This is a genomic window from Weeksella virosa DSM 16922, from assembly GCF_000189415.1.
Classification (GTDB): domain Bacteria; phylum Bacteroidota; class Bacteroidia; order Flavobacteriales; family Weeksellaceae; genus Weeksella; species Weeksella virosa.
Window position 1 is genome coordinate 953,687 of the sequence record NC_015144.1, and the last position, 13,988, is coordinate 967,674.

Consider the following 13,988-nt stretch of genomic DNA (forward strand, 5'->3'; position numbering starts at 1 on the left):
CAGGAGTTTTTCTTACTATTTTTTAGGTTTAATGCTTTTGCGAAGGTTTAGCATTCTTTGCATTCACTTGACTATGTTGTCTTTATGAATATTTGCCTTCTAATTACAATCAAACTATAGATTTAGACTTTGTTTTTCACCCAACAAGAATCGAACAGAAGAAGCTATTTTTGATGATATTTTACTGTATTTTTGTAGTATGCATATAGAAAGTTTACAAAATCCGAAAATAAAAAATCTTCTCAAACTACAAGAAAAATCCAGGGAAAGAAAAAAACAGAATACCTTTGTAGTAGAAGGATTACAAGAAAATCGCTTGGCGATAGAAGGTGGTTTTCGAGCGTTGGAATTTTATATTTGCGAGGATATTTTTGATGATAATCTTCCGTTAGAAAACGGAAAGATCTACAAAGTGAATAAACCCGTCTTTGAAAAAATTGCATACAGAAAAACAACGGGCGGAATTGTAGGCGTTTATGCGACAAAAGAAAACAATTTATCGGGGGTAGAACTACCAGAAAATGCCTTGATTTTGGTTCTAGAAGCAGTCGAAAAACCCGGGAATTTAGGTGCAATTTTACGTACAGCCGATGGCGCAAAAGTGGATGCAGTGATTGTTTGCGACGAAACGGTTGATTTCTACAATCCGAATGTGATACGTTCTTCGGTCGGAACTTTGTTTACCAACCAAATCGCTTCGGGCAGCAAAGAAGAAGTTTTAAATTTCCTGAAAAACAATAACATACAGATCGTTTCTACCTTTTTGCGAGACAATACCAAAAGTTTGTATGAGATGGATTTCAGCTCTTCTTCGGCGATTGTTTTGGGAACCGAAGCCACTGGGTTGTCTGATTTTTGGGCTGATGAATCGGATGTGTTGATCAAAATCCCGATGCTGGGCAAGGTCGATTCGCTCAATGTGAGCAATGCAGCTGCGATTTGTGTTTATGAAGCGGTGAGACAAAGACTGTAGTACTATAATTATTTGTCTTCTCATCCAATTAGGCTATTGTTTTATCCTTTTCATCTTTTATTTTTAAGTTAGCTCCTATCAAACATTGTTTAAACCATAATTAGTAATATTTTACTTGCATTCAGTAAAAAAAATACCAGGAACGAAAAAAGTTATTAGTTTTTTTGAGTATATTAAAAATCATTAAACCATAAGAAAAACATTTTTATTATTTATGATGTTTATTGCAACATCTTTATTATTAAACTCTTGCTCAAATGATGAGTTTGAATTAGAAAACCTTGAGAGTAATAAAAAATTAAGTTTAAAAGATTTTCAGATTATGAAAAAAGTGATTCTGAAAAGTTCTTTTTAAAAAACACTAAAACTTTAGATTATTCTGATTTAGTTTTAAAAAACTCTGAACTATTGAATAGACAAGATGTCCAAGAAAAAATTCGAATTAGATTTAGATGGTCTGGATTACGAGGAAATGCTGGTTGTGAATTTCCATTGGGAAAATGTGTAACAATCGGTGTTGAACAATCAGAAATTTCCATGTTAGATTCCAACGCTTCAATTTACAAAGTGGATGACAAATTGGCTATAGTACCAGAAACGATAGATAATGGATTGACAAGTGATAATTAATTACCAATCTATTCAGATGTATATGTTAATGATAGTTTAACAATTAAAGCTGGAAATTATAAGGCATTTTTTGATGAAATTAATGATCAATATACTATAATTGTAGATACAGAATAATTTAATTTAAAAACGACAATTCTTTTTAGAATTGTCGTTTCTTTTATATATGAAAAAAATAGCTCTTTTTTTAATAGTTACGCTGACAATTTTCTCATGCAATAAAATGCTTTTGTAAGTCCCCCAAAAACTCCAACAGTTTAAAATATTATAAAAATTTATAAATTTAAACTGTTATTAGAGATGAAAAAGTCAAGATTTACAGAAACACAAATCAGTCAAGTACTCAAGGAGCATGAAGCTGGAAAAAAGGCATCCGATATATGCCGAGAATTATCCATCAGTCCAAATACCTTTTATTTGTGGAAGCGCAAATATGGTGGCATGGATCAAGAAATGTTGCGTCAATTCAAGGAATTGGAGCGAGAAAATGCCCGCTTGAAGAAGATGTATGCCGATTTGAGTTTGGATCATAGTATTTTAAAAGAGGTCATCGAAAAAAAGCTTTAGGGCTCTGTCAGAAAAGAGAATTGGCAGAAGAATTAAAAGATGACAAACAAATCAGTACTGCCAGAGCCTGTCGCATCATCGGATTGGAACGTTCGGGATATTATTATCAAAGCATCAAGGACGATACAGAAGTAGAGCGTCGATTGCTTTATTATGCCGAAAAACTTCCGTCAAGAGGTTGTCCGGAATACACTAAACGCATCAGAAAGGAAGGTTATGGGTGGAACCATAAACGCATTGAGAGGATTTACCGTAAATTAGGACTGAACAAACGCAGAAGAAAAATCAAACGTCGCATCCCCAATCCGGACAAAGAATACTTATTGCAGCCGATTGCATCCAATATTACCTGGAGCATGGATTTTATGAGTGATGTGTTGGAGAACGGCAGAAAGATTCGGATACTGAACGTGATAGACGATTACAACCGGGAGGCATTAATGTGCGAAATAGACTATAGTTTTCCTTCAGAGAAAGTAGTTAAACTCGTGCAAAGGCTCATTGAGTGGTATGGAAAACCAACCAACATCCGTACGGACAACGGCACGGAGTTCATCGCAAAAGCTTTTGAGGGCTTTTGCTCCAACTCCTCGATCCGGCATATCCGAATCCAGAAAGGAAAACCCATGCAGAACGGATTTTGTGAAAGGTTCAACAAAACCTTTCGGGAAGATGTACTGGATGCTTACCTATTTGAAAATATCGAACAGGCAAGAACTCTCGCTCAAGATTGGATGGAGGATTACAATCATAATCACCCACATTCAAGTTTAGGAGATTGTTCACCGATAGAATTTAAATTGAAAAGAAGTGCATAATTTGCTTAGTTTTGAACTGTTGGAAAAACGGGGAACTTACACTTTCTGATTTGTATGGCGTTAGAGAAATTAACGTGTTTGATGAATCGGAAGTTGAAAAGTTTTATCAAAAAATAGAACATCCAACCATCAATCTAATTCTTGATTCTATAGATTTCTATGAATTATCGAAGATCGAAACGAATGAACTGAGAAAGAAAGACCTTACTCAACCAATACAAATTTTATATTTTGAAGAAAATAAATTATCATCCTTTCATGCAAATTGTTATGCAAAAGCAAAGTTGAATGGGTTTTTAGATTGGAATACAAACAATAGATTTGACACTTTTATTCCACAATCTGCTATAAATCCTGCTAATTTTGAAATCGAATGGAATCATTATTCTAAAAAAATACCAAAATTAAATTCCGACAAAAAATATAAAGTACTTATTCTTTGGAGCTTGATGTTAGAAAAACAATCAAACGAAGCTATAAACACTGTTACCCAGAATTTGAATAAGTTTAACAAACAAGATTCTATCAATTTATATTTAATCAATATAGACAAAGCATTTATAACAGCTAAATAACTTCAACTAAAAATCTCGTGCAAAACCTCTAAAGATTTAGGTTGGAAAAAATTGGGCAGATGAATTTGATAATACTTCATCAACAAATGAAGCAATTCTCTTCTTTGTGATTGATTAAAGGCTGACGATTGTTTTTCTCTAAAATCCAATTGCAACAAGGCTTTCCAGAGCTGAGTCTGAGTCTGAGTAAGATGCTCTACATGAACAGATTCTGAAGTGAAAACACCGTTTTCTAAATCGAAATAATCTTGCTCCATTGCCTCAATATTCGGAAAAAAGCCAAGAAACTTAGTCAGTTGCATTAGAAACCAAAGATGAAAATCTGCGTAATTTTTTTCTCGTTCATCAAACCGAATTAAATTTTCTTCTAAATATCGGTACAATAAAGTATTGCTTTCTTCTTCTTTGAGAACCATTTGCATCACCTCTGCTAGAAACATAACCATTGTAGATTTAACAGGATTTACGTGTATCGTATGAAAATAATTGGCAGCAGATAATTGTTTGGCATTCACCAAAGTAGAGTTGTTTTTTAGTCTAAAAAAAACTTCTACCGAAGCCAAAGGAAAATACAAAGCGGCTGATTTGTTCTTGGCAAAAGCATTGCCTACGATAAAAGAACGCAACCCAAATTCTTGTGTATAAATGCGTAAAATAAGTCTTGTGTCGCCATATTTCACAGCCGAAAGTACAAAACCACGTGTCGTGATATCCATCTGAGAAAAGATCTACAATTATCTGATAACAGCGATTTTGAGGGTTTTCGTTTCGGTTCCGTCTTGGTTCGACATCAAAACTAAATATACACCCGAAGCCACTTCTTTACCTTTCATGTTTTTGGTATCCCATTCGGCGATACCTCCCGATGCTTTTGTCTGATAAATAAGATTCCCGGCAACATCGGTGATTTTTACAGAAGCTCGATTTGGCAAACCTTTGATCGTAACTCTCCCTCTAAATCCTGGTCGAACCGGGTTGGGATACGCATACGAATTTTCGAATTTTCCACTCGCTGTACCCACATCTCCACGATACGCAACAACTCCTTTTTCGGTAGCAAAATAAACGTATCCCGTTGCAGGATCAACATCTATATCGTAAATAATATCCGACGGAAGAGCTGAGTTTTTTTTGTTGAATTGTAGAATGGTTTCCTCACCGGTATCCGAAAAGTAAAATGCACCCGATGAAAGGGTACCAACCCATTTTCTATTCGACTGATCTACTTTGATTGTATTGATACCGACATCGGTTAATAAAGCTTCATAAATACCGTTTTGTTCAATGACAATTGGTTCTGCAGAATAGACTTCATTATTGTTATGCTTGATGAGCGTTCGTAAACCTCGATCGGTACCAATCCATAAAGTGCCAAAATTATCTAAGCCAAGCGCCAAAACATTGCTAGAAGGCAAACCTTCGTTTATGCCCAATCTTGTCCATTTCAGCTCATTATCACCATTGTTTTTGAGTTCTTTCTTGGGCACAATGATAAGCCCCCCTAAACGTGCACCTGGTATGTAAACATTGTCTTCATCTAGCGTTGGTTTACCAGCTGATATTTTTTCTGTTTCTGCCTGATTTACTATTCGACCTTTTTTCCATGGACCTTTTTTTCCTTCTCTTTTATAGAGATATATTTCATTGTCTTTTTTACCCACAAACGAGCTTGTAACATACAAATTCTCTTCTTCATCGTAGGTAGCACCACCTATTCTAGTGAGTGACTCGAAGTTGTTTGTAAGATCTACAATATTATTCTTACTATCAACAATTTCTACTTCTAGACCTCCTAATGGCGTAACAAAATCGTTGGATACATCGTGCCAAGAAGAAATAAAGAAGTTTTGATCATTTTCTGGGTTTACTGCCACATGAACAATATCCATGGCTCCATACAAATCCTTACTCGCATCAAAATGAATCCAGTTTTCGCCATTAAAATACGACATCCCTTCTTGATTTTTCAAGGGCGTATTGTAGGATTCCATTCCGCCGGGCGAAACCCATACTTTGGTATTGAGTGCTGTTACAGACCAAGAGCGATTGGTGTAGGGTCCATCGGGATAAATTCCGATCTTTTCATCTTCAGGAACCTTCTGATTAGAACTAAAATCAATCAAACCATTTTTATGAGAGCCCCCATAATATTTATCATTATGAAAAATACCCGACAAGTAGGTGTCATTTTCTAGCGAAAAAGTGCTTGTAAAGGCTCCATCCTGATAAAATTCTACTCCATCCTTATGCGTAATCGATAAAACATCTTGGTTACTTTCGAAATCGAGGATTGTTCCTTTCATTGTATCAATTGCTGCTGTTAATTGATTTCCTTCTATTTTTTTTAGATATTTATCATCGCTCACATACACCTCATTTTGGTACACCACCATTTTATGAAAATTTGGTCCGCTTACAATTTTTTTCCAACGTGCATCCAACACATTCGGATAATTTACTCCATTAACCAGTTTTGAGTGATAAAGCCCCTCGGAAGTCGCTACATACAAATCTTCGCCCAACACCGCCGAGCTACGAGCAAACTCATTAATGTTCAACTTATTGAAGAATGTAGTTTCTATAAACTCTTCGCGGTTCAATGAAAAGCTAGCTATACCGAAATCTCCGGTTATCATTGCTTTATCGTCGTAAATAAAAATATCTTTTACCGCCTTAGAACCCTGAAAAGAATTCCAAGGAATATCGAGAATAAACTTCGGCTTTCCTTCTCGTAATATATCGAGTGAACCCGATTCATATCCAATCAAAAGTACATGAGAAACTTGATCATATTCTATACTCGATATCCCCACATCACTCAGTAGATTGGCTTTGCTAAACTTCTCTACTTTCGATGTATCTTCAGGATCGACAACAAAAATGCCGTTCTCTGAAGCGCAATACAACAAATTATCTATTTGTTTGATATCGACAACTTTTCTGTATGAAAATAAATCTATCCAACGCGTTTGCATTGTTTGAGCGGATAAACAAAATGGAGTTAATAGTAAAAAACTGAAAATTTTCATCATCATATAACAAATGTACTTGTTATTCTCGATAACGAAAGAATTGGAAAAGAATTATTAAATAAGTTCGAAAAATTTACCAGGTAAAGGTTTCACGAGCTGTTTCAGTTCTAAGTCGAGCAGTATTGGTAATAATTGATAAGTATATTGGTTGGATAAATCGGCCAACTGATCGATATGTAGTTTTTGATTTTTCTGTAATAATTGAACGATTTTTTGTTCATTTTCGGTTAAATCCACAAACATTTCGACCTGCTTTGTTTTATTATCTTTGGATTGGATATTCAAATGATACAGTAAATCTTGTGTATTTTCTATGAGATACGCCTGATGTGTTTTGATCAAATGGTTGTTCCCTCGACTCATTTTATCCGAATTTCGTCCGGGCAAAGCAAAAACATCTCGATTATATTCATTGGCAAACTTTGCTGTTACCAATGCTCCGCCAGAATAGCTAGATTCTACGATAATTGTCGTCGGAGAAAGTCCAGCAATGATCCGATTTCTCTGCAAAAAACATTCAGGAATCAATGCATGCTGAGAAGAATATTCGCTAATCAACCCACCATTTTCTAGCATTTCTTGTGCTTCTTTTTTATGTTTTGCTGGATATACTTTGTTCAGATGATGCGCCAAAACACCCCACGTCGGTAGACCCAAACTCAGTGCAGCACGATGCGCCTGAATATCGCAGCCGTAGGCCAAACCACTCACAATACAAATCGGATAATCGCGTAAATCTGCGACGAGTTCTTGTATAAACTTGGCACCATATGCAGTCATTTTCCTTGATCCAACGATAGAAATATTCAGCTCACTTTTGAAGTTTATATTACCCTTATAATACAGAATTAAGGGAGCATCGATACATTGTTTCAGATAAAAGGGATAAGCATCATCAAAAAAAGAAAGGATTTTGATTTGATTTTGTTCGCAAAAAAGTATCTCGTTTTCGGCCATCGTTAAGATTTCATCGCGCCCAATATCCATCAGATTAGTTAGAGGTATTTTGGTTTTCTCTTGTAGAGTAGATAACTTTTCTTGCCATACCATTTTTGCAAGCCCAAAGCTGTGCAGCAATTGCTTGGTGTACTTGGGTCCTAAGCCTTTACAAAAACTTAGCGCAATTTGGTATTTCAAATCATTTATCATAATTTTAAAGATAAGGAAAATCTTCTTATTTTTGTGAATATTTTTTTATACTAAAAAATGCGTCATTAAGATGATCATCATATGAAAATAGAACAACTTATACATGAATTATTATACGAACACAATTGTGTAATTGTTCCTGATTTCGGGGCTTTTATTACACAGACTTATTCGGCAAAGAAAGATAAGGAAGCCCAAAACTTTCTCCCGCCAAGTAAGACAGTTTCATTTAATGCTTCTCTACAAAAGCAAGATGGGTTACTTATCAACGCCTTGATGAGAAAACAAAGCATGTCGCAAGAAAAAGCTCTAGAAACAATTCAGAATCAGGTGCGTTTTTGGCAAGAACATTTGCAAGCAGGTAAAGAACTTTCGCTTATTCGTTTGGGAAAACTACAACAAAATGTCGAAGGTAATTTGGTTTTCACCCCCGAAGACACTAATTTCTTATTAAGTAGTTTTGGGTTACCTGCCGTTCATGCTCCGTATGTTCTACAAACCGAAATAGAAAAAGAAAAACCGAATCGTTATGCTGGTTTGTTGGCTGCTGCTTCTTTTCTACCTATTCTGATAGGAGGTTTTTTATACTTCAATACGCCTCAGCCTGTCAAAGCATTTGTGGATGAACAATGGAGTGGAATTGTTTTGCCAATGTTCGGTAAAGAAAAAGTTAACCACAAAGTAATTCATCCTACCGAAAAAAGCATTCATCATTTGCCAAATATCATGGCAGAAGAAACGACCCTTGTGGCAAGTAATACGACAAAAAACAACGAAACAGTTGTGGTGAAAACCAAAGAAACAACCGGGAAATACCAAGTAGTCGCTGGCTCTTATAAAAGGCTAGATGAAGCACAAGAAGCAATTGAGAAACTGCATAAAAAAGGATTCGACAAAGCTGGCATGGTGTACAAAAAAGGTAGTTTCTTTTATGTAAACTACATGACTTTCGAAACCGAAGAAGGAGCAAGAGCATACCTTAACTGGATTCATGAACAGAATAAAGATGCATGGATTAGAAAAAACTAAACCTTCATTTCTCATAAAAATTTAAGACCTTTGTTAACCTATAACAAAGGTCTTTTTTTATGTTAAAATCTAAAACAGCCAAAGAATCATTAGCAATCATGACTAATTTGGTTCTTCCAAGTGAAATTAACGCTCTCAACAATATGTTTGGAGGCGAACTACTCGCGCGTATGGATAGGATTTCTTCTATCGCTGCAAGAACACATGCAGGCAGCTACCAAGTAGTAACCGCTAGTGTGAACCACGTTTCTTTCGATAGACCAATTCCGCTCGGGAGCACGGTTCGTTTAGAAGCCAAAGTCACGCGTGCTTTTTCTACCTCTATGGAGGTCTATGTCGATGTGTATTTGTACGATTATAAAAACTCTTGTTATGAGAAAACCAATAACGGAATTTACACTTTCGTTGCGGTAGACGAAAACAACAAACCGACACGTGTACCCGAATTAATTCCAGAAACCGAACAAGAAATCGAACGTTATGAAGCTGCTTTGCGTAGGAAACAATTGAGTTTGGTATTGGGCGGAAGAATGAAACCAGAAGAGGCTCATGAGCTAAAAGCTCTTTTCTCATAAACTTTTGTAAGGAAAAACGCATTAAAATGAAAATACTTTTACAACTTGCTCTATTCGCATCTCCTTTTATTGTTTTTGCACAATATACTTCACCAAATTCTGGAGTTGTTTTGCACCTACAAGACATTGCCAATGCGGATAATACGACAATTTCTGTAGATAATGATAACCCAAACACCTATTATATTCATAAAAACATTACGATTTCTGCCAACGATAAGTTGGTGATCGATAAGGATTATTGGGTGTATATCTCAGACGAAGTTTTACTCAACATCGAAGGAACAATAGAAGCCATTGCCCCCAACCGTGCAAATTTCACAGTACAAAATCCTGAAACAGAATCCTATCAAGGTATACGGTTGGATGAATTTTCCACCGCAACATTCAAAAACATTTCATTCAGTTATGGTGGTGGTATTCGTGCACTAAGCGGACATTTTTTGGCCGAAAATTGTTCATTTTCTTATATGCACGACAAAGGTATTTCTACAGGAGGAGCAATATCTTTCTCGCGCGGTACCCCGAAAGTTATCAACAGTCAATTTCTTCATAACGAAACACCTGCTGTTGGCTCTGCTGCTAACTCAAAAGTCGGCTTGATTTTCGAGAATAATTATCTAGAAAACAACAATACCAAAAATACCAACCGTCCACAAATAAATATGGGTCCGAGTGGAGAAAATCAACAAATTATTATTAAAAACAACACAATAATTGGTAACCGAGACAATACCAGAGTTGGCGGAATTGCTGTAGCAAGTTTGGTTGGGCTCGATAGCTTTGCAATTATCGATGGGAATATTGTGAAAGATAACCGATACGGAATCACACTAGTTGGTCCAAAGTCGGGTGGTGATATTCTGAATAATCAACTCATCAACAACAACTCAGAAAACTTACCTATGCAAGGCGGAAGTGGTATCTCTATCACACAACCTGGTAATGTTTTGGGGGATAAAATCAGAATACTCGATAACCATATCGAGAATAATTTATGGGGCATTACGCTTATCGGTGAAGCTACGAATATTTTTATGGGCGATGCTACCACTCCTGGAAATAATTTTTTCTACGAAAACGGAAACAACGGAGAAACTTTTGCTTTGTACAACAATTCTCCCAACGAAGTTATTGCACAAGGAAATTGCTGGATAGCTCCTTCGACAACCGATTTGTCGGCGATAGAAAACGTAATTTTTCATCGGGTAGATAATCCATCTTTGGGGCTTGTAGATTATAGCAACCCTACATGTACGATGAGTGTAAATGATCAAGAACAAGCGATAGTTTCTATTTATCCGAACCCAGTAGAGGATTTCCTTTTTTGGCAATCGAATCACCTGATCCAAGAAGTAGAAGTCTTTTCGATAAATGGAGAAAAGCAAATGCAGCTTTCACCCCAAAAAACTGCAATTTATATGAAACACTTAAGCAAGGGTGTTTATATCGTTCAATTCACAACCCAAAATGGAGAAATTACCCGTAAGAAAATAATCAAAAAGTAAAGTAATTGTTTACTGCATAAAACAAAAAAACGCTTTATTTGATAAAGCGTTTTTTTGTTTAATCTTTCAATCCTTTAAAAATATATTGTAACAATGGATTAATGGAAGGATTTTCTTCGTGATGCTTGAAGATTTTGGTATAATATTTCGGAGGATTTATCATGTTTCGCGCAATCAACTCATCAATCGTATCGATATATTCTACCGATGTTTTCCCGATTAATAGATTATTGATAGGACGACCCGAGTCCATAAAACTTAAAATTGTTTTAAGACCTTTTAGATATAAAGCATCTTTGGTAAAACCTCCTCCGCGATAGACACGTGCCGTAAGATAATAGGCATTATGAGGCTCCATTTTATATTTTTCTACCATTAACTGAAAGGTCTCTGAGAATGTATTTCCAGAGGTCATATATTTCACAGCCAAAACGCGTAAACCCAACTCTCGCAAACGATCGATATTCATACTGTCCGAATAATACTCGGATAAAATAGCCAATCCTTCCTGAGTTAATGTATTGACAGGCAATCCAATACTGAAAATTTTCAGTGGTTGATCGGCTGCATTCATCGTTGTTACCATGTGTACACCAATTTCATGTTCGATCAAGCCTTTGGTGAAGCGTTTATTGAATCGGACTCCTTTTTTGATGATTACTTTTTTCTGGCTATTGATAACTAAAGCTTTCGATGCAATGTGATCGGACACTTCTATTGTGAAATCGAAACCATATTCTTTGGTAGCATTCTGAAATAACTGAACCACTTCTTTTTCTGTATAATCGTCTACTTTATCGGGCCTGAAATCTGGACAATACAGTATGAAATTCGCATTGTCTATATCTTTCTGATTGGGTTCACCGAAATAGCGTAAAGAATTGTATAGAAACTTTTCTGATCCGATGTTGGCTAACATATCTACCTTATCCATATATGCACTAATGGTATCGATATACATTTTTTGGATGCTACTATCGTCTATTCGCTCTACATTAATCGAGGTTAATTTTCGTTTAAATTCTAAAGGATTCAGATTGATTGGATGGTATTTGAACTGAGGCTCATAATTATATTTAGAAGCAAAAAATTTCATTTTTTCGAACTCTAAATTCATTGGATTGATTACTGAAAGCAACTCGAAATTATTCACCAAACTGAATAGTTTTTTATCTACTTTTATCAAATCCGATTCTAATTCATTATGTAGAATATTGAATTGTTTAGAAATTTTATAGGTAGTTTCTTTTTTAACGAAAGAAAATGCATGGTTTACAATTGCATTTTTGAAGCCTTCTCTAATTAAGAATATAATTTCTGGAAAGGATTCTCCTGTCAATTCGTCGCAATATATTTTAGAAACTTCGGTGGCTAAGACCAACGTGTTGTCGAAGTTTTCTGTAAGATATTTTAATAGATAGCCACGACCATAAAATACATCATTTATAGCCGTATCATTTTCGATTTCTCCCAATTGAATTTCACTCAACTCTCTGGCCCAAGAATCAACATAAACATCATATTTTTGATGGTTTATCAATTCTGATCCAATGTTAAAAACCGGAACTTTTCGATTCCATCTTTTCCAATTGTACGAATGAATATCGTACACCAAACACGCATTGAATTTCTTTTCTAACTTTTCGATCAAGGCATGAACAACGCGGTAAAAATTATGATGCTTGTCTAGGCTTCTTTGTTTTTCTTCTTCGGTTAAAGGAACTTTCCAGCATTGTTTACCCCAAGCTTCTTCATACACTGCTGTATTGGGATCGCGGTTCAAATCATATTCGAAACGCGAGTCATTTCCTTGAATCACAATCGGGAATTGGGCAATAAACTCTGCTGTATGGGGATCTTCTTCGTACCAACGCTCGTAATCACTTAGCGATGTTTTCTCAAGTAACTCGAGACGCATCAAATGTCCGTTATGGATTGCCGCACAGACATACGGTATATATTCATCTATCTTCAAACGAAAAGAATCATCTTCGGCCATGACGTCGAAAACTTCTTCCGCCCGAATTTTTTCGATTATTTTATCGACACTTAATTTTTTCATCTCTTCAACTCTTCATATTTATCAACAATCATCCCGATGATTTGTTTCTGTATTTCGGTATTGTTATTGGCTTTATTGTGCGGATAAACGCCTCCCGGGCTCATTACATTGAGTTCGACCATTTTATTATTGATAATATCAATACCGCAAATATACAAGCCATCTTTCACTAATTGTTTCCCGAGTTTACGGCAAAGTTTTAGCTCGGTTTCGGTCAACTCATGTTTCACGGAATCTCCTCCTGCACTGATATTAGAGCGGTGATCTCCTTCGGCCGGAATTCTTTTTATCGCACCAATAGGTTCACCATTGACCACGATAGCACGAATATCGCCTTTTTCTGCTCCTTCGATATAATTTTGAACAATAATTGGTTTCTTTTTGCCTTCTGCATTGATGTAGAAATCTGCAATTGCCGACACATTGTTCAGTTGACTGCGCTCTAGAAGTATCACACCCTTACCGCCCATTCCATCTAATGGTTTGATGATAAATTTCTGAAAATCGTTCTCTTCTATGAATTTTTTTATCAGGGGAACTTCTGATGTAATCAAGGTTTGCGGCACAATTTCATCTGTTCCGTCGTCGAAAAATGCAGCATAGATTTTGTTATTAGCTTTGCGTAAACCAGAAATTCGATTAACAAAAAAAACCTCGTCTTCTATTAGTTCTAAGATATTGAGCAACATATTGTCTACAGGCGGATCGGCACGCATGAAGATGATATCAAATGTTTTGAGCTCTTGTGTAGAATACTCAAACTGCATCTGATCGTAGAATGCAACACAATCTTCACCTACTACTTGCGGTATAAGTTTTTGGCATTGCCCCAATACTTTTCCTTTTTGTAAAGTCACTCCCGATTTGGTAACCAAGGACACTTCATAACCGCACTCTATGCACTCTTTTATCAGTCGAATTGTGGTATCTTTTCCTGGAACAATTTTATCCCAAGGATACATCACGAAGCAAATTTTCATATATCCATTAATAGTTTTAAGTGCTTGCAATTTATAGAAAACAATTCGATAAAAAAATCTATTTTTATTAAGAAAAAAAATTAGAAATTC

The 13,988-nt window shown here is 35.8% G+C and carries 13 protein-coding genes; 8 read left to right on the forward strand and 5 right to left on the reverse strand.

Annotated elements, in window-relative coordinates:
- Positions 1-199: 199 nt before the first annotated feature.
- From WEEVI_RS04650 to WEEVI_RS04670, 5 genes are all read left to right on the forward strand, one after another.
- On the forward strand, positions 200-973 hold the full coding sequence (locus WEEVI_RS04650; protein WP_013598007.1) for a TrmH family RNA methyltransferase: 774 nt from the start codon (positions 200-202) through the stop codon (positions 971-973).
- 408 nt (positions 974-1,381) lie between these two features.
- Complete coding sequence (locus tag WEEVI_RS04655) at positions 1,382-1,603, forward strand: hypothetical protein (protein ID WP_013598009.1); 222 nt, start codon at positions 1,382-1,384, stop codon at positions 1,601-1,603.
- A 300-nt stretch (positions 1,604-1,903) separates the two neighbouring features.
- Positions 1,904-2,170: a transposase gene (locus tag WEEVI_RS04660; protein ID WP_041942030.1), complete on the forward strand. Its 267-nt coding sequence runs from the start codon at positions 1,904-1,906 to the stop codon at positions 2,168-2,170.
- 20 nt (positions 2,171-2,190) lie between these two features.
- Positions 2,191-2,988: an IS3 family transposase gene (locus WEEVI_RS04665; protein ID WP_081448697.1), complete on the forward strand. Its 798-nt coding sequence runs from the start codon at positions 2,191-2,193 to the stop codon at positions 2,986-2,988.
- Positions 2,989-2,999: 11 nt separating this feature from the next.
- Positions 3,000-3,563: a hypothetical protein gene (locus WEEVI_RS04670; RefSeq protein ID WP_013598010.1), complete on the forward strand. Its 564-nt coding sequence runs from the start codon at positions 3,000-3,002 to the stop codon at positions 3,561-3,563.
- Positions 3,564-3,565: 2 nt separating this feature from the next.
- On the opposite strand, the gene recO is transcribed toward WEEVI_RS04670, so the two are convergent.
- Genes recO through dprA form a run of 3 tightly spaced genes read right to left on the reverse strand, consistent with a single transcriptional unit; the run spans position 3,566 to position 7,744 of the window.
- On the reverse strand, positions 3,566-4,279 hold the full coding sequence (gene recO, locus WEEVI_RS04675) for a DNA repair protein RecO (protein ID WP_013598011.1): 714 nt from the start codon (positions 4,277-4,279) through the stop codon (positions 3,566-3,568).
- An 18-nt stretch (positions 4,280-4,297) separates the two neighbouring features.
- Positions 4,298-6,598 carry a type IX secretion system anionic LPS delivery protein PorZ gene (gene porZ, locus WEEVI_RS04680; RefSeq protein ID WP_013598012.1) on the reverse strand — a complete coding sequence of 767 codons (2,301 nt, stop codon included), beginning with the start codon at positions 6,596-6,598 and terminating at the stop codon, positions 4,298-4,300.
- A gap of 51 nt (positions 6,599-6,649) precedes the next feature.
- Positions 6,650-7,744, reverse strand: coding sequence for a DNA-processing protein DprA (gene dprA / locus WEEVI_RS04685; protein ID WP_013598013.1), 1,095 nt, complete (start codon positions 7,742-7,744; stop codon positions 6,650-6,652).
- An 81-nt stretch (positions 7,745-7,825) separates the two neighbouring features.
- Here dprA and WEEVI_RS10920 point away from each other — a divergent pair, with 81 nt between their 5' ends.
- From WEEVI_RS10920 to WEEVI_RS04700, 3 genes are read left to right on the forward strand one after another with little or no spacing between them, the layout of a single operon-like run.
- Positions 7,826-8,773 (forward strand): HU domain-containing protein, encoded by a 948-nt coding sequence (locus tag WEEVI_RS10920; RefSeq protein WP_013598014.1) that lies wholly within the window; start codon positions 7,826-7,828, stop codon positions 8,771-8,773.
- A 59-nt stretch (positions 8,774-8,832) separates the two neighbouring features.
- Positions 8,833-9,348, forward strand: coding sequence for an acyl-CoA thioesterase (locus WEEVI_RS04695; protein ID WP_013598015.1), 516 nt, complete (start codon positions 8,833-8,835; stop codon positions 9,346-9,348).
- A gap of 26 nt (positions 9,349-9,374) precedes the next feature.
- Positions 9,375-10,856 (forward strand): T9SS type A sorting domain-containing protein, encoded by a 1,482-nt coding sequence (locus WEEVI_RS04700; protein WP_013598016.1) that lies wholly within the window; start codon positions 9,375-9,377, stop codon positions 10,854-10,856.
- Positions 10,857-10,914: 58 nt separating this feature from the next.
- Here the strand turns inward: WEEVI_RS04700 and WEEVI_RS04705 are convergent, their stop codons facing one another.
- Together WEEVI_RS04705 and WEEVI_RS04710 are read right to left on the reverse strand one after the other, a co-directional pair.
- A complete protein-coding gene (locus WEEVI_RS04705) occupies positions 10,915-12,918 on the reverse strand; it encodes a flavohemoglobin expression-modulating QEGLA motif protein (RefSeq protein WP_013598017.1) in 2,004 nt (667 codons plus the stop codon).
- Entirely contained in the window at positions 12,915-13,898 is a 984-nt protein-coding gene (locus WEEVI_RS04710; protein WP_041942277.1) for an ATP-grasp domain-containing protein, read from the reverse strand. The genes WEEVI_RS04705 and WEEVI_RS04710 overlap by 4 nt, the downstream gene beginning before the upstream one ends.
- Between the last annotated feature and the right edge of the window lie 90 nt (positions 13,899-13,988).